The 19,194-nt window shown below is 60.1% G+C and carries 14 protein-coding genes and 2 pseudogenes; 3 read left to right on the plus strand and 13 right to left on the minus strand.

The genetic code is table 11. The annotated features are described in order from the left end of the window. Positions 1–215 precede the first annotated feature (215 nt). From MA884_RS22855 to MA884_RS22900, 11 genes and pseudogenes are all read right to left on the minus strand, one after another. The gene (locus MA884_RS22855) at positions 216–1,178 is read right to left on the minus strand and encodes a D-2-hydroxyacid dehydrogenase family protein (RefSeq protein ID WP_256232636.1); all 963 of its coding nucleotides are present in this window, start codon (positions 1,176–1,178) and stop codon (positions 216–218) included. 11 nt (positions 1,179–1,189) lie between these two features. Further along, entirely contained in the window at positions 1,190–2,221 is a 1,032-nt protein-coding gene (locus MA884_RS22860) for an alpha/beta fold hydrolase (protein WP_256232637.1), read from the minus strand. An 86-nt stretch (positions 2,222–2,307) separates the two neighbouring features. Continuing rightward, positions 2,308–2,742, minus strand: coding sequence for a YqaA family protein (locus MA884_RS22865; protein ID WP_256232638.1), 435 nt, complete (start codon positions 2,740–2,742; stop codon positions 2,308–2,310). Next, on the minus strand, positions 2,742–3,188 hold the full coding sequence (locus tag MA884_RS22870) for a DUF411 domain-containing protein (protein ID WP_256232639.1): 447 nt from the start codon (positions 3,186–3,188) through the stop codon (positions 2,742–2,744). Before MA884_RS22870 ends, MA884_RS22865 begins: the two co-directional genes overlap by 1 nt. 268 nt (positions 3,189–3,456) lie before the next feature. Then, positions 3,457–3,984: pseudogene (locus MA884_RS28105) on the minus strand (methyl-accepting chemotaxis protein); the annotation flags it as partial. Positions 3,985–4,317: 333 nt separating this feature from the next. Then, positions 4,318–5,559 (minus strand): annotated as a pseudogene (locus MA884_RS28110) (HAMP domain-containing protein); the annotation flags it as partial. A 93-nt stretch (positions 5,560–5,652) separates the two neighbouring features. Next, positions 5,653–6,597 (minus strand): GNAT family N-acetyltransferase, encoded by a 945-nt coding sequence (locus MA884_RS22880; RefSeq protein WP_256232641.1) that lies wholly within the window; start codon positions 6,595–6,597, stop codon positions 5,653–5,655. After that, on the minus strand, positions 6,594–7,868 hold the full coding sequence (locus tag MA884_RS22885; protein ID WP_256232642.1) for a phenylacetate--CoA ligase family protein: 1,275 nt from the start codon (positions 7,866–7,868) through the stop codon (positions 6,594–6,596). Before MA884_RS22885 ends, MA884_RS22880 begins: the two co-directional genes overlap by 4 nt. Positions 7,869–7,921: 53 nt before the next feature. Beyond that, the gene (locus tag MA884_RS22890; RefSeq protein ID WP_256232643.1) at positions 7,922–10,333 is read right to left on the minus strand and encodes an acyl-CoA reductase; all 2,412 of its coding nucleotides are present in this window, start codon (positions 10,331–10,333) and stop codon (positions 7,922–7,924) included. Between the two features lies 1 nt (position 10,334). Further along, entirely contained in the window at positions 10,335–11,462 is a 1,128-nt protein-coding gene (locus MA884_RS22895; protein WP_256232644.1) for an acyl-protein synthase, read from the minus strand. Between the two features lie 27 nt (positions 11,463–11,489). Next, positions 11,490–12,725, minus strand: coding sequence for an MFS transporter (locus tag MA884_RS22900; protein WP_256232645.1), 1,236 nt, complete (start codon positions 12,723–12,725; stop codon positions 11,490–11,492). A gap of 517 nt (positions 12,726–13,242) precedes the next feature. Between MA884_RS22900 and MA884_RS22905 the strand changes: the two genes are divergently transcribed. After that, positions 13,243–13,431 (plus strand): hypothetical protein, encoded by a 189-nt coding sequence (locus MA884_RS22905; RefSeq protein WP_256232646.1) that lies wholly within the window; start codon positions 13,243–13,245, stop codon positions 13,429–13,431. A 9-nt stretch (positions 13,432–13,440) separates the two neighbouring features. Here the strand turns inward: MA884_RS22905 and MA884_RS22910 are convergent, their stop codons facing one another. Next, positions 13,441–13,821: a fe2+ zn2+ uptake regulation protein gene (locus MA884_RS22910; protein ID WP_256232647.1), complete on the minus strand. Its 381-nt coding sequence runs from the start codon at positions 13,819–13,821 to the stop codon at positions 13,441–13,443. Between the two features lie 298 nt (positions 13,822–14,119). Here MA884_RS22910 and MA884_RS22915 point away from each other — a divergent pair, with 298 nt between their 5' ends. Further along, complete coding sequence (locus MA884_RS22915; protein ID WP_256232648.1) at positions 14,120–16,468, plus strand: acylase; 2,349 nt, start codon at positions 14,120–14,122, stop codon at positions 16,466–16,468. 49 nt (positions 16,469–16,517) lie between these two features. Here MA884_RS22915 and MA884_RS22920 read toward each other — a convergent pair whose 3' ends face one another. Continuing rightward, complete coding sequence (locus MA884_RS22920) at positions 16,518–17,519, minus strand: FecR family protein (protein WP_256232649.1); 1,002 nt, start codon at positions 17,517–17,519, stop codon at positions 16,518–16,520. Positions 17,520–18,125: 606 nt separating this feature from the next. On the opposite strand from MA884_RS22920, the gene MA884_RS22925 reads away from it, so the two are divergent. Next, a complete protein-coding gene (locus tag MA884_RS22925; RefSeq protein ID WP_256232650.1) occupies positions 18,126–19,157 on the plus strand; it encodes an Ldh family oxidoreductase in 1,032 nt (343 codons plus the stop codon). Positions 19,158–19,194: the final 37 nt, after the last annotated feature.

The raw sequence follows: 19,194 nt of genomic DNA on the forward strand, positions 1-19,194 counted from the left end.
GGTTAACCCTGAAAAACCGGTGTGGGAGCAAGGCTTGCCCGCGATGGCGGCGGCATATTCAGCATGGATGCAAGCTGATCCAGCGCTATCGCGAGCAGGCTCGCTCCCACAAGGGATTTGCGGTGAACACCGAGTCGGTTAGCCCTAAATAACCATCTAAGACAGTTGCTCCCACAGTGATTTGTTGTGAGCACAGGGTTTTTCCGGGCGAGTGCTCAGCCAGCCGGGGTCAACAGACGGATCGGCTTGCCGGCGGCCCAGGCCTGCAGGTCTTCGATCATCAGGGAATAGAACTTCTGATAATTGTGCCGGGTGACGTAGCCGACGTGCGGTGTGGCCAGTACGTTATCGAGCGTTCGGAATGGGTGCCCGGATGGCAAGGGTTCCTCGGCGAAGACGTCCAGGGCGGCACCGGCCAGGCGTTTGTCGCGCAGGGCATCGATCAGCGCGGCCTCATCGACGATTGGGCCGCGTGCGGTATTGACCAGCAGCGCCTCGGGCTTCATCCAGCCCAGCGCCTGGGTATCCACCAAACCGCGGGAGCGCTCGCTGAGTACCAGATGCACCGAGAGAATGTCCGCCTGTTCGAACAGTTCCTGTTTACTCACGTAGGTCACACCCACTTCGCCGGCCCGTTCGGCGGTGAGGTTCTGACTCCAGGCGATCACCTGCATGCCGAAGACCTGGCCAAACTGAGCTACCCGGGTGCCGATACTGCCCAGGCCCAGGATGGCCAGCGTCTTGCCATGCAGATCGCCGCCCAAGCCTTGTTGCCATAGGCCGGCGCGCAAGGCATTGGCTTCCTGCACCAGGTTGCGGGTCAGGGCCATGATCAGCGCCCAGGTCAGTTCGGGGGCGGCGTGCTTGTAGCTTTCGGTGCCGCATACCTGGATACCCAGCTCGGCGGCTGTCTTGAGATCCAGGGCGGCATTGCGCATACCGCCAGTGAGCAACAGCTTGAGGTTAGGCAGGCGGCGCAGCAGGGCTTCATCGAATGGTGTGCGTTCACGCATCACGCAGATCACCTCGTAGCGTTGCAGGCGCGCGGCGAGGGTGTCGCGGTCGGCAGGGTACTCATGAATAAATGTCACCTGGCCGATGCTATCGAGCACCGACCAGTCCACCACATCCCGCGCTACGTCCTGCCAATCATCGATGACTGCTATTTGCACCGCCATGGAACACCTCGTCAGGGAATGGGTTTGTTCAGCCAGCCCAGCAAGGCCTGGTGGAAGCGGTCCGGTTCTTCCATCTGAGGGGCATGCCCCAGATGAGCGAACTCCACCAGGGTCGACTGGGGAATCAGTTGAGCCACCTGCTTGCCCAGCACTTCATACCGACCCAGTTTGGCTTTCACAGCCGGCGGTGCGATGTCGCTGCCGATGGCGGTGGTGTCGGAAGTGCCAATCAGCAGGAGCGTCGGTACTTTCAGGTCCTTGAATTCGTAATAGACCGGCTGGGTGAAGATCATGTCGTAGATCAGCGCCGAATTCCACGCGACTTGCGTATGCCCCGGCCCTTTGTTCAGCCCGGCGAGCATGTCCACCCAGCGTTCGAACTCCGGCTTCCAGCGGCCACCATAGTAGGTCTTGCGCTCGTAGTTGCGAATACCGTCGGCGCTGAGTTTCAGCTCGCGCTCGTACCACTGGTCCACAGTGCGGTAGGGCACGCCAAGGGCTTTCCAGTCCTCCAGACCGATAGGGTTGACCATCGCCAGCCGCTCGACCTGATCGGGAAACTGCAGCGCATAACGGGTGGCGAGCATGCCACCGGTGGAGTGGCCGAGCACGATGCTTTTCTGCACCCCGAGGGCCTTGAGCAAGGCCTGGGTGTTGGTTGCCAACTGGTGAAAGCTGTACTGGTAATGATCCGGCTTGCTGGACGTGCAGAAACCGATCTGATCCGGAGCGATCACCCGGTAACCGCCCTCGCTGAGCGCCTTGATCGAATCGCCCCAGGTGGCGGCGCAAAAGTTCTTGCCGTGCATCAGCACCACCGTGCGACCATTGACCTCGCCCTGGGCCGGCACGTCCATGTAGCCCATCTGCAAGGATTTGCCTTGGGACTGGAGGGGGAAATGCTTGAGCGTGTAGGGGTACTCGAAGCCTTGGAGTTCTGGGCCGTAGGCCGGGCCTTCAGGAGGGTTTTGGGCCTGGGCGAACAACGGCAGGGCGGCGGTCAGAAACAGGCTGGGTAACCAGCGAGCGGTGGAACGCGACATGGGCAATCTCCTGTGGGCATCCAGCCGATCCTGGCGCGGCCCGATTATGGCGACATTAACCACAGGCAACCCAAAGGCCCGAACGTTCAACCCATCCAGCCGAGAGTCGCGAGGGCGAGCACGCCATAACGCAGCCCTTTGGCAAGGGTCACGATCAGTATGAAGCGACGCCACGGCTCACCCATCACGCCCGCCACGAGGGTCAGTGGATCGCCGATGATGGGCATCCAACTGAGCAGCAGCGACCAACGTCCATAACGCTGGTAATGCACGCGGGCCTTGTCCAGATGGGCCGGGCTGACCGGAAACCAGCGTCGATCCTTGAACTGTTCCAGGCGTGTGCCCAGCCACCAGTTCACCAGCGAGCCCAGTACATTGCCCAGGGTGGCGACCCCCAGCAACAGCCAGGTTTCATGGCGCTCGCTGAGCAACAGCCCAACCAACAGCGCTTCGGATTGCAGCGGTAACAAGGTGGCGGCACCGAATGCCGCCAGGAACAACCCAATGTAAGCCTCGCCCATCAGTGGGCCGGGTAATCTGCCACCACGGTTTGAGTGCCGTCTTTTTCCAGGCCGATCACCTGATACGCATCACTCATGCCGTCCGTTTCCATGCCGGGCGAACCCATGGGCATGCCAGGCGCGGCGACACCGAGCAGGTCGTCCCGTTTGCTCAACGCCAGGACCTGGTCGGCCGGGACATGACCCTCAACGAATTTGCCATTGATTTGGGCGGTGTGGCAGGAGCGCAGGTTCGGCGCCACGCCCAGGCGCTGCTTGACTGAACTCATGTCGGTTTCAACATGGTCGTTGACCTTGAAGCCGTTTTCTTGAAGATGCGAAATCCACTTTTTACAGCAACCGCAATTGGCATCGCGGTGTACGTCAATGGTGATCGGTTCGGCGGCCTGGGCCAGGGTGGTGACAAAAAGCGCGCTCAGGGCGAGCAGGTGCAGGGGATTGGCCATGGGGGCAGTCTCGTGTCGAACGGTTTGGGAGGAGGATACCAGAGTAGCGAGCGCGAGCTGACAATGGGCTGAGGGGCGGATTACAGAACTGTCAGGTTGGGAGCGGTGCCGACTCGAAGTCCGGCGCAAATTCGCCAGCCACTGCTGAACCCTGTGGGAGCGAGCCTGCTCGCGATCGCGATGGGTCAGCTTGGCCAGTGTCGACCTTGCCGCCGTCGTCGCGAGCAGGCTCGCTCCCACAGGTTTTGCGCAAGCAGCCTGGGGCGTTTCAGCGCACCTTGAACCGCCCCATGATTGCATTCACCCGGCTGTTGGCGTCCAGCAACTGGCGAGTGTTGTTCTCGCTGGCCAGGCCGCTTTCCACCAGCTCTTCCACCATATGGCGGATCTGCACCATGCTGCGATTGATTTCCTCGGTCACGGCGCTCTGCTGTTCGGCAGCGGTGGCGATCTGAGTGCTGAGGCTGTTGATCTGGCTGACGGAGCCGGCCATTTCATCCAGCCCCGAGTTGACCCGGGAAGTGGCGTCGGCGGCCGACTGGCAGCTGGCCTGGGTATTTTCCATGGCTGAAACCGATGAGCTCACGCCCTGGGTCAAGCGGGTCAGCATTTCGTTGATTTCCGAGGTGCTGGCCTGGGTGCGGGCGGCAAGGGCACGTACCTCGTCGGCCACCACGGCAAAGCCACGCCCCTGCTCACCGGCCCGGGCCGCTTCGATGGCAGCGTTAAGGGCCAGCAGGTTGGTCTGCCCGGCAATGGCGCCGATCACGCCGAGAATCTCGGTGATGCGTTGAGCGTCTTGCTGCATGCTTTCGACTTTGCGGGTGGCGCTGGCCACCTCGTCGATCAAGGCCACCACGCTATTGGAGGCCTCTGCGACCACAACACGAGAATGATCGGCATGTTCGTTGGCGCGCTGGGTGAACGCAGCGGTTTCGGCGGCGTTCTGTGCGACGCTTTCGGCGGTGGAGCTCATCTCGGTGATGGCCGTGACGGTCTGGTCGGTTTCCGAGGCGTGGCGCATCAGGATTTCACTGGTGTGGGCCGAGGTTCGCTGCAGGTTGTCCAGGCTTGTCGCCATGGCGCCGGTCGCCTGGGTGACTTCACCGATCATGTTTTGCAGGTAAGCGATGAAGCCGTTGACCGAGTGACCGATCGCCCCCAATTCGTCTTCGGCACGGATGGTGATGCGCCGGGTCAGGTCGGCATCACCGGTGGACAACGCATCGATGTTGCTCTTGAGATTCTTCATGCGGTGGGTCAACTGACGGATCGCGTACAACTGCATCAGCACCAGCAGAATGACCATCGGGATCTGAAGCAGGCTCAGCGAACTCAGGACGTCGTCACGCTGGGCGGTGATGAGGCGGGTTGGCAAGGCGGTAGCCAGGAACCACGGCGAGCCTTCGATGGGGCGCATGAAAAACGTACTGGCCTCGCCCTTGTTATCAAACTCGACCCGCTGCAGCGGTTGGTCTCGTTGGGCCAGGGCAGCCTTGACCTGTGCGGCGAAGGGTGAGGTTGCCGCCAGTTCGCTGATGTTCTTGAGCACGATCGGGCCGCTGATGCGCGAACTGTTGCTGATGATCTTGCCGTCGCCTTCCACGATCAGCATCTCGGCGCTCAGGTCGGCTTCCTTGCGTGCCACCAGCTCATTGAAAAAGCCCAGGGTCACGTCGATGGTGGAAACGCCATAAGGTGCGCCGTTTTTCTGGATGGCCATGGCGCAGTTGGTCCGCGGCTCTGCGCTGGCATCGTCCTTATAGGCGGCAGCCCAGGCACACTTTCCGGCAGGCGTGGCCATGCCGCCCTTGTGCCAGGGTTGGTCGTAGTAGTTCGGCGCGGCGTCGCTGTTCCAGAAAGTATTGACCGTCAGTTTGCCCGAGGCGTCGCGGTGCCAGAATGTGCTGAATTTGCTACGCCCCTCGGCCCGTTGATTAGGTAGTGGCCAGATGCCGCCACCAAAGACTTTCAGCTCGCCGTACTGATCCACCAAACCGGGCAGGACCCTGTCTATGGCATCGCTGTCGAGCAGCGGGATGGTCTGGGTGATGCTGCGTTGCTGCGCCTGCACCTTGTTCAGTTCGCCTTGGATCTGTTCGGCCACCTCGCCAATGCGATTAAGCACCACTTGCTCTTCGGTGTGGCGCAATTTGGGTGCGACCAGATAGCTGATACCCACGACAGTCAGGATGGACAACAGCAGGATGAATAGAATCAGGAACAGCGTGTAGCGAGCCTGAATGGTTCGAAATGCGGGCATGTGGGTGTTCCTTGCTCGAAGGCGTCTTTCGGGAGCTGGCGCAATGGCCTGACTTTTTTTTATCGGCCCTTCGCGGGACAGCTTTAGGGACGCACACCTAGCGAGCATTACCGCTGATCGGGAAAGATCGCAGCGTGAAGGCCGCGATCTGCCAGCATTTCGAGGCAATGTTTTGTGTGGGTGCAAGTCAGGCAGCCGTCCTCAAGCCGCCGAGCCTGCCCCTGCGCACCGCCAGATGTGCGCTTGGGCTTGCACGTGTTCGTGGAGCCGTTGCATCGGTTCCGAGTGCAAGGTGAGTGGGTGATCCAGGGCGCCACGGTGAAACAGCGCCTGCCAGCCGGGGTTGCCTTCGGCAGGCATGATCCCGGTGAAAGTGAATCCGGCGTCGATCAACCGCTGATAATCGTCGGCAAATTGCTGGCGCAGTCCGAGTCGCACCGAAAGTGACCAATGGGCCGGCAAGCGCAGCAGTTGTCCGGCCAGGCGAAGGCCTATGTGCCCGGCGACAATGTCGACCCTTCCGGGCAGTTGTCTGATTTGAAAAGGTTGTGCCGAAGGTAAGGGCACATCGGGCGAGGTGCCAAACAGCGATGCCAATGGCTGCATCAGCCATTGGCATGCCGCGGGCCACTGAAGGTGCGGCAGGGGACGATGATTGTCGCTGATCACTTGGCTGCCGACTACGATGGTTTCGGCGTGGACAGTGGCAAAGGGCGAGGGTACATGGTCAGGCAACAGCCCGGTGTCATGGAAACCCAGTCGTTGTGCCAACCGCTGGCTGTAGAAGTGGCTGGTGACTTGCTTGATCGACAGCCTGGCAAGCCCAAGGTCCTGGCAGCTGTCCAGTAACCGCTGGGCCAGGCGCGTCGCAATCTGGCCGCCTTGCACCGCCGGATCTACTGCGATCAGCGCCAACTCCGCGTCTTCACCCTCGGCTGGCTGCTGGCACAATGCAGCATGGCCGACCACGCGATCGTTCACCACGGCGACCATGGAGTGCCAACGGTTCAGTAGGTTGTGCTGGCCAATCATGTGGGGCAGGTAGACGTCTGGCGAGACGTAGCGATCGCCGTAAACCCGGCGGAACAATTCGCTCGCCCCGACGCCATCCGTGGGCCGGAACGGCCGGATGACCACGCCGCTCATCCGGCGTGCCTCGCTGTCAGCGGAGCATAGATGCGGCGGTCGATGATCGACAAGTGCTTGCCGGAGCGTGGATGGCGTTCCAATTCTTGTAGACCGCAGGCCTGAACGTGCAGGTCGAGTTGCTCGATACCCGGATACTGTTGGGTCAGCGCGGCTTTCAATGTCGTGGAGAGTGATTGGCAAGCCTGCGTTTGCCCTCCAGGCACCCATTTGAGTAATACGCGGTCGTTGTTTTGTGCGTGCTCAATGATCAATTGCCATTGAAGGTCTCCGCCAACGCCGCGGATGATGTCGCTGATTTCCTGCGAAAACAACGAGAAGACGCCTACCCGCACCCGCTGGCTTTTCGCGCTGCGGCCTTGAAGCGCGAACTTGCGCCGCGGGGTGCCGACCGGCTCGCGCCAGCACGCCCGGTCACCCACCGGATAGCGCACGATGGGCATCAGGGTCCGGGTGAAGTTGGTCACCACCAGATTGCCGGGCCGATCACATGTCTGGATGACCTCACCGCTCAGTTCATCGATGATCTCCACCCTTATCTGCTCGTCGAACAGGCGGTATTCGCCGAGGTTGCAGTCCGGTGCACTGGCGCCCACCAGCCCTGCGTCCACGCTGGCATAGCCGATGGAGGCGAAGCGTGCCTGCGGGAAGGCGCGTTGCAACGCAGGCAATTGACGCTCGAACAGGTTTTCCCCACCGAACAGTACCGTAGTGATGCCTGACAGCGTGCGCCCCTGTTGGTCCAAGTGGTCGGCAAACGCCAGCAGATGTGCGGGCACACCGGCCAGTACATTGATGCGGTGACCGGTCACGGCCTCGCTCAGCACGTCGAGATCCACCGAGCCGGTGAAGGGGAATTCGGTGATGGCTACATCGACTTTGCCAAGTGCACCATGAATAAACAGGAAACTGGCGTACAGGTCTCCGGAAAAAAACAGGTTGGCGATTCGATCACCTGCCTTCAGTTGTGTTGACAGGCTCTGACCGAAGCAGTCGAGCATCCGCTGCCATTCCGTGTGGGTGTACACCGACAGTTTTCCCTGGCTGGTCGTGCCGCCGGTTTTGTAGATCAGCGCGTCTTCTATTTTGTCGGTCAGTACATCCCAGTTGTCCAGGTCATGACTGCCGGCCCAGTAGTCGGCGACGTCGACGATGGGAACATCCTCCAAAGCGCAATTGTGTGCTGGTAAATGCCGTAAGTACTTGCGGTAGAACTTCGAGTGCGTACGAATATGGCCGAGCCATTGTTCGAATGGTAAAGAGATGCTCATCAGGATTCTCTCGGACTTTAACGTCCGCTTATTCATTTACACGGGAAAAACAATCAGGCCGATACTCTGCAGTCAATCACCAGCGGAACTTTGCCGCTGTGTTTGTTATGTTCGAAACTTGCCGCCGGACAGGATTGAATATCCAGTACGAGCATTTCTGACTCCACCAGCGTGGACAGCAGTTCGAGGCCCATGACGTTGCGCCGAACCGTTTGTGCATCGCCATCGGCGCGAATCAGCAGGCGTTCGCAGCCGCTGCTGTGGTAATCAAGCACGATTTGAATAGCTGTTTGTGCCTGTTCGGCCAGCTCGTAGGTATTGATTAAGTACGTCACGATGCGTATCAGGGAGCCGTGGCGCTGGCGCAATTCGAACCGGGGTGACTCCAGGCCGCAGGGGCAAGGCTCGGGAAGCCAGCGCCCACAATCGCCGACTTCATAACGGTGAAGGGGTTGCGCATGGCGTATGCGAGACGTGAACAGCAACCGTCCGGTTTCCCCCGGGTCGACCGGAGCATCCTGTTCCAGCTGGACGATCTCCAAGTGTTGAATGTCTTCCATGAGATGGAAAACACCGTCGCCGCTGGCAGTGCAGGCATGGCCAAGGGGGCCCGCGTCGACACTGCCGTAGATGGCTGAACGGATACTTGTGGCGCCGCAGTCCTGAAGCAATTGACGGCAGCCTTGCCCCAGGCGCTCGCCGCCCAGCATGACTTTGCGCACACCGCCGTAGCTTTGAAGGGTTGTTCGCTGGCTGGAAAACAGGCGCTGCAAGGTACTTGGCATGCCGACCAGGGTGTTGACCTTGTGGGCGACGATCATCCGTGCGATCTCTTCAAAGTCCACGTCTGACGTAGCGCCCATGGGGTAATGCACAACATTCATGTGCTCCAGTATCTTCGAGAAACTGAAGAAACCGCCGTAGAGATTGCCACCATAAAACAGATTCATGACCCGATCTTTCGCCGGATCCAGGCCGGCTGCGCGTAGTCCATCGGCGGCGGCGCGCATGTGGCGATCAAAATCGCGGTAACTGTAGGGCGACAGCACCGGTGCGCCGCTGCTACCACCTGAGCGGAAGAACAACTGTGCCTGGGGTGCGGCAGGCAGCGCCAGGAATGCCGCTTTGTCCATGATCGGCGTCGAGGGCGAAATGGGCATTGTTGCCGGCGGTGCGTCCAGTGTCACACGATGAGTTGCGACCTCGGATTCAAGACCGACCGACACTCGGCGACTCAATCGTTGCAGCGCGTAGACACCGTCATGAGGCTCGCCGTCGTAGCCTTGCTGGATGTCTGCGGTTGCCGAGAGGCGGGTCACGCCGGCGGCTAATACGCGACGCGCCAGTTCAGGTGCCCGTTCCGGCTCACAGATCAGCACGCAACTCTGCAAAACGTTACGCCAGGGCAGCAGGGTTGCGGTGATCAGCCCATGGGGTACCGGCCGTAACAAAAGTGTGCGAAACAGCGGCGATGGCAACAGGTCGCGGTGATGCTCCCAAACAATGCGCCAGCCGTGTCCTTCCCAAATCTGGCCGGTTTGTTCCGCAAAGCTATGGTCAAGTCGGGCAAGTGCCGTGCGGGTGGTGATTTCACACGCTTCGGCTGCAGTGGTTTGCAACGCCGGCCATTGCCCGGTCCGTCGTTCGAAGGCGGCGGCCAGGGCGTTACCCAGTGCCTGCATCTGAGCCGGTTCGTCGCTGTCCACCAACAGCCATTGGGGGCTGGAGCAGGCTTGCTGATCGAGGCGACAGACCTCGTCCACCAGACTGTCCAGCGCCTGCGTGCTGGCGGCCTGTGGCGTGACATAAGCGAAGCTGATGCGATGCCCCCAATCGATCCAGCGGCAGCCGCTTGGAATTTGTTCGCGCATGGCCTTGAGTGCGGTCTCGCCACCCCAGGCGCTGACGCCTTGGGCCATTGCGAAGAGACGCCGGCACTCGTGGTAGGGCGCTGGCAGCACCGCAACGTAATCGCGCAACTGGCCACTTGGGTCGCAATTTAGAAACGCCGCTAGCACCTGCGCTGTAAGGTTTGCATCGCGTGTACTGGGTCGCAGCCAGTTGACGTTGCCCGCCAGCAGGCTTTCCAGCGCCGCGAAAAACCCCAGCAACGGTGCGTTGCCAGGGGTGACATGCACCACCAGCCCCAGGGGTTGCCAGCTTTCGAAAGGGCCATCGCAATAGTCGATTCGGCGCAACGAACGCGCGTCCGCCCCCAGCTCCCGTTCAAGTTTGCGGCTCAAGTGCCTGCGTTCGCAGAAGGTAATCAGCGCTTGGCGCTGCTCATCGTCCAGAAACGGAATTTGTGCTGCGTCCCGCAGCGTCTGTGCGAACGCCTGCGCACAATCGAGCACCCTATCGCTGGGCGGCGGTGCGCCCAGAAGCGTGGGCAGTTGCGTCTGCAAGCGTTCAAGGGCTGCGTCGAGTGGCAGCTCAGCGTGCAATTGGCCGTTGATGAGATACATATCAATTCTCCTTGATCATTTCGGCGGCGGCCATGGCGCAGCTTCGGCTGGCGCTGGTGCCGGCCCGACCGTGCAGTTCGAACCATTGAGTGTTCAAGCCGCACTCACAATTGGCCGGATGCAGGGTTGCCAGGTCGCTCATCACCACGGCATGGGCGGGACTGGAAGAGATGTAAGGCGAGACGAATGACAACAATCCCGCTTCGCCGAAGGGCTGGACGCTGAAATTCGAGGGGTGACGAACGAAAGCTTTCGAATAGACCGGTACATGAAACCTGTGGTGCGCACATTCGATGTACGGCACTGCGTGCTCAACTGCACCGTAACCGTCGCGGCAGCGGTGGGCCTCAATGCCCAGTTGCCGGGTGATGTGCTCATAGACCTCGTGGCGGGGGATCTCTTGGGCGGCCTGTTTTTTCCAGCCGCCTCCCAGAAACACCAGGGAGTCGGGGGCAAGCTTGAGGTTCGGCGTTGCGGTTTCGCGCATGCGCTCAAGTGCATGACAGAGCAGCGCCGGGAAGCCGAAAATCCTCACCGGCAAGCCTTCCTCGGCGAAATCCTGAAGGGCCCGGATCGCGCCAAAGACATCGAATTCATGACCTTTTCCGGTGCGCCGCAGCGCATGGAAAACCTGATTGACCGGCGCGAAGCTGCATAAGAACTGGTCCGTATGGGCGGTGCCGACGCGATTGACCTTCTCGGGTTCGTGACTGAACAACAGGTAGTTGCAGGGCGAGTCCGGTGTGGACCAGCCGTAATGCTCAAAGATGCGCGCCACCATGCCCTGGGCCGCTGCCATGCTGCGTTCGTCATAGCGCATGCGGCTTTTCTGGCCGCTGGTGCCGGAGGATGTCAGCTCCAGCGCGTTCTCGCCCGTGGGGCTGAGCAGCAAGCGCTGTTTGAAGTAGTTGGCGTAGATGGGCGGCAAGCGCGACCAGTCAGTCAAGTGCTCCAGGTCCTCGGCAGCCAGGCCGTTGGCATTGAGCCAGTGTTCGTAGCCGGGGGTGTGGTGGCAATGGAACAGGCTGATCTGGGCCATGGCCCGATCAAACAGACCAGGAGGTACTGAGTCGGGATCGTAAGGCTGCGCCAATGCGCACAGCGCATCGGCGTGGGGGAAATGAATCATGGGTAACGTTCCTCAGGGAGGGGATTTTCAGACGTGAGCGGGCGGTCGCGACAGGAACAGGCGCAACGCCACAAGGCAACTGAGCCCGGCAACGCCGACCATCAAGGCAAAGGCGTTCAGGCTCGTTCCGGCGCCCAGTAGCGCAAGCAGCGAGCCGGCTGCGCTCATCACGGCGATGGAAATCATCCCGACCATGGCCGAGACCAGCCCTTTGCTGTCGTCGCTGGCGAACAGGGCCAATCGATACAATGCCGCATTGCCCATGCCGAGCCCCAGGGCATAGAGCGCCAGGCCGCTGACCAGCGCGGGTAGACACAGGTTGAACTGGCTGGCAATCACCAGTGCGATGAGGCCGGTAGACAAGGGCCACAGGCTGTAGCGCAATACCCCGCGCACGCCCAGCCGCTCCACCAGGCGGTTCAGCAGGAGATTGCCAAGGATCACGGCCGAGAACACCGGGATCTGCCACAGGCCGTACACCAAGGGCGACAGGCCCTGACCCTGGATCAGTAGCAGCGGGGACAGGCCGATCCAGGCAATCAGCGGCAGGCTCATCAGCCCCAGCGCCACGCAGGCGGCCATGAATCCGGCATGACTCAGCAGCGCGCCATACCGCCCGATGAGCGTGCGCAGCTCGAACGATTCCAGCGCAGGCTGCCTGGCGTTGGGGGTTGCCAGGGCAGGGTTTCGGGGCATGAACGCCCATAAGGCCAACCAGCTCACTGCGCCAAGGCCCGCCAGCAGCACAAACAGCTCGCGCCAGGACAGCCATTGCAGCAGCAACCCACCCAGCAGCGGCCCCAGCAAGGGTGAGAGGAGCGCGAGGTTGCCCAGCAACGCCATGACTTTCACGGCGTTCGATTCGTTGAAGACTTCCTGTATGGCGGGGTAACTGACCGCAATCACGAAGCCCAGGCCCATACCCTGGATCAGACGAAGCCCATTGAATCCCTGCATATGGGTGACCAGAGTGATCGCCGCGCACGCCAACACAAAGCCGGCACACCCGGCGAGCATGAATGAGCGACGTCCATAGCGATCCGACAGTGGACCGATCAGCCACGGCAGCAAGACGCCGCCCAATAGGTACAGATTGAAGGCGTAGGGAATTTGATCTGCGGGCGCATTCAGTTCCTGGGTCACCGTGAGCATGGCGGGCATGACCAGGTCGCTGGCCATGTAAGTCAATAGTTCGAAAAGAGCGATAGCCAGGCAAAAGCCTGTCAATCGTATTGGCGAAAGAGTTGTCAGCAAGTTTTGCATGATTTCCAACGTTAATTTTCGGTAAGGAGGTAAGCGCCTCTTATTCGAGAATACGTTGGTGAAACTAAGGGTCGAAAGAAGCCTTTCCCTTTGTTTATGAGGGAAGTGTGAGTTAAATCTGTAAGAAAGATGTCCGCTAGGGGCGGACATTTGTTCGTGATGTGACTCATTAATCTGATAGGTGTCAGTTCACCAATGCGCAGGCGCCTCAGGTCTAAAGCGGGAAGTCCCTAGCGGTGCATGTCCAAACCTGGGCCGCCACGGTGTTCATGATGGTCCCCGTGACCGCGGTCATGTGGGAAGAAGAGGCAACCATCCAGGGTCAGGATGGACAACAGGGGAAGCAGCAGGGTTATACGTCGAAACATACAGAATTCCTCATGATAAACACCTCGGTTGCGCGAATACGCCCCTTCGGCTGTACCATGAGACCCCGTCTGCCGCCCGCCATCCCCAAAACACGGTATGAGCCTGGCAAGCATTCGGATACAGAACGGATACATTCAGGAAGTTGGCAATGACTCAATCGCAACGTTTGAAATACTCGATTCTGGTGGTCCTCGTCGTCCTGGCGATCATGCTGGGACTGTCCTGGATGCAGAACAACGGGATGATCAGCGAGAAGCTGTTTCAATACATCGCCATTGCCGTGGCGGTCATCGTGGTAGTGATCAACGGAGTGATGCGGCGCAAGGTCAAGCCTTGAGCGCCAGCGTCACCCCCTGGCCTCGAGTACGTCCATGGCCTTGCGGTGCAGGCTGTAGCTTTTATCGGGATTGAGGGTGACGACACCCTCGCTGCACAGGCGCTTCAACACCTCGCGCACGCTGAGGAAGGACAACGGAATGTCCAGCCCCAGCAATTGACTGTGTACACCCCGTACGCCCAGGCTGCGGTTTTCATCGGCGGCCTTGAGCAATGCATCGATGATTTTGAGGCGAATCAGGCTGGTCCTGAGACCGAAGCTCTTGAGCAAAAGCCTGATATGTTCATTGCTGCCTCGTTCTGCCGGCCTGTCAAACACGTTGTTGGTGGCTGTCGCCGGGACGCCGGTTAGCCTGGGCTTACCCTCCATGGGCAGATGCGCGTCATGCATGTGGAAACTCCTTACCAGCCTGATTAGAAAAGATCACGGGATACTCTCCTGTAATAGGACGAACGAACGTGGCCAATCATGAAGGCGATAAGCTGAAAAATTTGCCTGGATATGATCAAACCCCGTAGTCAGGCGGTTGCCAGGCGATTAATTTTTTTTCATCCGGTTCGTTTTCAAGGGAGGCACATTCCGGTCAGGCACGCGGTATGTGCGTTCCCAGGCCGGGCCAAGTGTTTTTTACTGCCTTAGCGGTAGCCGTCCTGGTTTTGAAAGTTTTCGATCAGGAGTGAACGTGAGAATGTCCGGGCAGTTATCGAGGTTTTGCCTTGCAGGCGTGTTTTTAGGGATGAGCCTGGGGCTCAGCTCCGTTGCCAGCGCTCAAGGCGATGGAGAACTGGCCAGCGCCGAAATCCGTCGCACCAGTTTCGGCGTGCCACATATCCGGGCTCAAGATGAGCGCGGGTTGGGTTATGGCATCGGGTATGCGTACGCTCAGGATAATTTATGCCTGCTGGCCAATGAGATTGTCACGGTCAATGGCCAGCGCTCGCGTTACTTCGGCCCGGAGCAGGTCACGCTCGAACAGCGGGGGAACCGTGTCAGCGATTTGTTTTTCAGCTGGCTCAACACGCCGCAAGCTGTCTCTGGTTTCTGGCAAGCCCAGACGCCTCAAGTACAGCAACTGGTCCAAGGCTATGTGGCGGGTTACAACCGCGCGCTGGCTGAACGCAAAGCCACGGGCCTGCCCGAACAATGCGCAAGCGAGTGGGTGCGGCCGATCACGACGTTGGACCTGATCAAACTGACTCGTCGACTGTTGGTGGAAGGTGGCGTTGGCCAGTTCGCTGAAGCTCTGGCGGGTGCGCAGCCGCCTCAGGCGACGGCGGTCGCTGGCGCCCTGAGGTCCGATTTTGCAGTCGCAGCAACCCGGCAGCAGCGTTTCGCCCTGGAGCGCGGCAGTAACGCGGTCGCCATCGGCAGTGAACGCTCCTTCAACGGGCGTGGGATGTTACTGGCGAACCCGCATTTCCCATGGCTGGGGGGCATGCGTTTTTACCAGATGCACCTGACCATCCCCGGCAAGCTGGATGTGATGGGCGCTGCCTTGCCAGGGCTGCCGCTGATCAACATCGGCTTCAGCCAACACCTGGCCTGGACCCACACCGTCGACACCTCCAAACATTTCACTCTGCACCGTCTGCAACTCGACCCAAAAGACCCGACTCGCTACCTGCTCGATGGTCAATCCGTACCGATGAGCCAACAGACGATCGCGGTGGACATCAAACAACCCGATGGTCAGGTGAAGGCAGTTTCGCGGGTGGTCTACGGCTCGCAGTTCGGCCCGATCGTGCAATGGCCTGGCCGTCTGGACTGGGATGACAAGTTCGCCTACAGCCTGCGCGATGCGAACCTGGAAAATGATCGGGTGCTGGCCCAGTGGTACGCCATGAACAAGGCCGTCACCCTCAAGGATTTGCAGAATGCGGTCCATAAGATTCAGGGCATTCCATGGGTCAACACCCTGGCGGTGGACGATCAGGGGCAAAGCCTCTACATGAATGTGTCGGTGGTGCCAAATGTTGACGCCGACAAGTTGGCCCGCTGCAGCGACCCTCGGGCAGGGCTGCAACTCATCGTACTGGACGGCTCGCGTGGCGAATGCGCCTGGGACATCGATCCCGCGGCCGTGCAGAAAGGCATTTATCCCGCCGACAAGCTACCGCAGTTGTTGCGCCGCGATTATGTGCAAAACTCCAACGATTCGGCCTGGATGGTCAACCCCGCACAACCGTTGTCCGGTTATTCGCCCGTGATCAGCCAGCAGGACCAGCCGTTGGGCCTGCGGGCGCGTTTTGCCCTGCAACGGCTGGGACAACTGGCCAAGGACGGGCCGGTAAAGGTCGGTGACTTGCAGCGCATGGTCATGGACGACCAGGTCTACCTTGCTGATCAGGTGATGCCGGACCTGCTTGGCTTTTGTGCCGGTGACTTGGGGGGCGATGCCGTGGCATTGACCCAGGTGTGCAACGGCCTCAAGACCTGGGACCGAACAGCCGGTCTGAACAGCGGATTGGGCTTCATTCATTTCCAGCACATTATGGAGCAGGTGCAGGGTGTGCCTGATGTGTGGCGTGTCCCGTTCGATCCGCGAGACCCGCGACATACTCCACGCGGCTTGGCGATTGAGCGTGCCCCGGTGCATAAGGCTGTGCGTCAGGCCATGCTGGCCTCGCAGGCCTCTGTGAAGGCAGCCGGATTGCCGAAGGGCAGTCGCTGGCAAGATGTTCAGGTTGCCAGCAGTGGCAGCCGGCAGACGCCAATCCACGGCGGCTCCGGAGAGCTGGGAATCTATAACGCGATCCAGAGCGTGCCGGGTGCCAACGGCAAGCGGGAGGTGGTCAGCGGCACCAGCTACCTGCAAGTGGTGACGTTTGACGGCAAAGGACCCCAGGCTCAAGGTCTGTTGGCATTTTCCATTTCCAGCGACCCTGCATCGCCGTATTCGGCAGATCAGACCCAGGCATTTTCGAAGAAGCAATGGAGTGCGCTGCCATTCACCGAGCAGCAGATCAAAGCCGATCGGCACTATCAGGCAGTGATCATCCGTGAGGGTGATGAGGCGGGCAGGGTGGTCGCGCAATAATCGCTGGTGTTTTGCACAAAAGCCGCGACCTGACCAGGTGGCGGCTTTTTCAGTTGGACGGTCGTTGACCGATGGAGTTGAGGACTGGATTGCCGTCCTTGTTCTGCGTCAGGTAAACCGGCAGGACTTTTGGTAACGAGGGCACCAGGTTCTTCACTTCGTTGAGGTTGTAGATACCACCGATACGTAGCGCGCCCGTGCTGTTGTCGGCCAGCATGACGGGATGCTCGAGATAACGATTGATCAGCGGGAGCGCATCGCTGAGGGCAAGGTTGTCCAGGACCAGCTTGCCGCTGCGCCACGCCAGTGAGCTGTCGTTGACGTCGACTTCCCGGACTTGCGGTTGGTAGTCGCCGGCTTTGTAGCTGGCCTGCATGCCCGGCGACAGTTGCGAGCCGTTACCGGCAAGCGCCTGGTTGCTGGTCACCCATACGGAGCCTTCCACCAGCGTGACCCGTACCTGATCCTGATACATCCATACATTGAAGCGGGTGCCGGTCACGCGCACCTGGCCCTGGCCCGCCCGAACAACGAACGGGTGCCGTGTGTCATGGCTGACGTCGAAAAACGCCTCACCCTTTTTCAGCGTCACCCGACGCTCATTCTTGTAATTGGCAAACACCAGTTCACTGCCCAGGTTAAGTTCTACCTGGCTACCGTCACCCAAGGTGATGTGACGTACGCTTGCATCGGCTTCGAATCTCTCGTAGGAGTTGGCAACCCAACCCAGGTTCCAGCCCGTGTAGGCGGCCAGGGGCACGCCCAGCACAAGCACCGCGGCTGCGACAGCCAAGCGACTCCAGCGGGATCGGGGGTGCGGTATCGGAGCGGGAGATGGTGGTGCTTCGACACGCGGAAGATGATCGGCTACGGCCCAGATATCCAGCATGGCTTGGTATTCGAAGGCGTGCAGGGGATCAGCATCGCGCCATTGCTTGAACGCCAACCGTTCGGCGTCGGTGCAGTCGACGGCGTGCAAGCGCATGCACCAATGCGCGGCTGCATCGGTAATGGCGTCGTATTCGGCTTCCGAGAGTGTGTGTTCGGTCATTGACTCTTCCTGGTTTGCCGCATTCTAACCTTCGGCATGTCCTGCCGAGAACAGCCATCATGGCGTTTGCACATCAAAATGAGCCTGTTTTTCTCCCGGTCAAAGGCTCGGGCACCGTTATGTCGTGGTTATAGCGTGGCATACATCTCGTAAAAAAAAGATCAATACCGTCCGCGCACTGTTGGCAAAGCCTGTTTAAGACGTGGCAGCCGGACTCATTGGCGGGAGTCGAGTTGACGTCCCAGCTCACAGATGAGCAGCGTCATGGAATCGGCGTTTCGCAAGATAACGTCGATGCGTCCTGCCGGTGAGTCTGGATCCAGAAAGATGCTGCGTGCCTCGCTCATGGGGAAATAATAACGGCGTGATTGCAGTGGTCATCGTTGCTTCTCGCCCAAGGCGCCGCGAGGCGGCACATTCGTGGATGAGCGGCCAGACTAGGCAACGATCAATGAGCCAAGGTGGTACATAGTTACCGCACGCACGCGCGGTGATCAGCGTAATCCTGCGCCAGCCCGCTTTGCTGCGACGGTGAAGCGGTGTTTAATCAGCCTGCTGGTCCCACTTACGCTGTTGCTACCTCCAACAATCATTCTGGAGCTTCAGATGTCTGCGCTATCCGATCATGCCGGTTCAAGCACTCTGTCTTTTGCCGCTTTGGTGACCTTGCTGGAGAAGGTTTTTCTGCGACACGGCACGTCGGCCGAGGTTGCTCGGGCCCTGGCCGAAAACTGCGCCGGGGCTGAACGCGACGGAGCCCACAGTCATGGGGTGTTTCGCATTCCCGGTTATGTCTCGACACTGCAAAGTGGGTGGGTCAATGGTCAGGCAGTGCCAACGGTCGAAGACGTGGCATCGGGGTTTGTGCGAGTGGACGCCGGTAACGGGTTCGCCCAGCCGGCCCTGGCCGCCGCGCGTCCGTTGCTGGTGGCCAAGGCCCGCAGTGCCGGAATTGCAGTGTTGGCGATTCGTAACTCCCACCATTTCGCTGCCCTTTGGCCAGATGTCGAGCCATTTGCCTATGAAGGCCTGGTGGCCTTGAGCGTGGTCAACAGCATGACGTGTGTAGTGCCTCACGGTGCTGACCGGCCACTCTTTGGTACCAATCCCATTGCCTTCGCAGCGCCACGGGCGGACGGTGAGCCGATTGTCTTCGACCTGGCCACCAGCGCCATCGCCCACGGTGATGTGCAGATTGCTGCACGCAAGGGCGAATCGTTACCGCCCGGAATGGGCGTGGACAGCCTCGGTCAGCCGACTTGCGATCCGAAGGCGATTCTCGAGGGCGGGGCGCTCCTGCCTTTTGGCGGACACAAGGGGTCGGCGTTGTCGATGATGGTCGAGCTATTGGCGGCCGCCCTGACCGGTGGCAACTTTTCCTTCGAGTTCGATTGGCATAACCATCCTGGGGCCAAGACGCCCTGGACCGGTCAGTTGTTGATCGTGATCGACCCGAGCAAGGCCGCCGGGCAGAACTTCGCCGAGCGCAGCCAGGAGTTGGTCAGACAGATGCATGGTGTCGGGTTACGCCGGCTGCCAGGCGACCGTCGGCACCGCGAGCGCAGCAAATCCGATGAACAAGGGATTGCGTTCGAAGAGCAGACATTGGCGCAGTTGCGGGAGTTGGCGGGTTTGTAGGCCGGTTTAGCATGAGGGCGTGGCGATCACACATCAG

It is taken from the genome of Pseudomonas sp. Q11 (assembly GCF_024494355.1).
Taxonomy (GTDB): Bacteria; Pseudomonadota; Gammaproteobacteria; order Pseudomonadales; family Pseudomonadaceae; genus Aquipseudomonas; species Aquipseudomonas hefeiensis.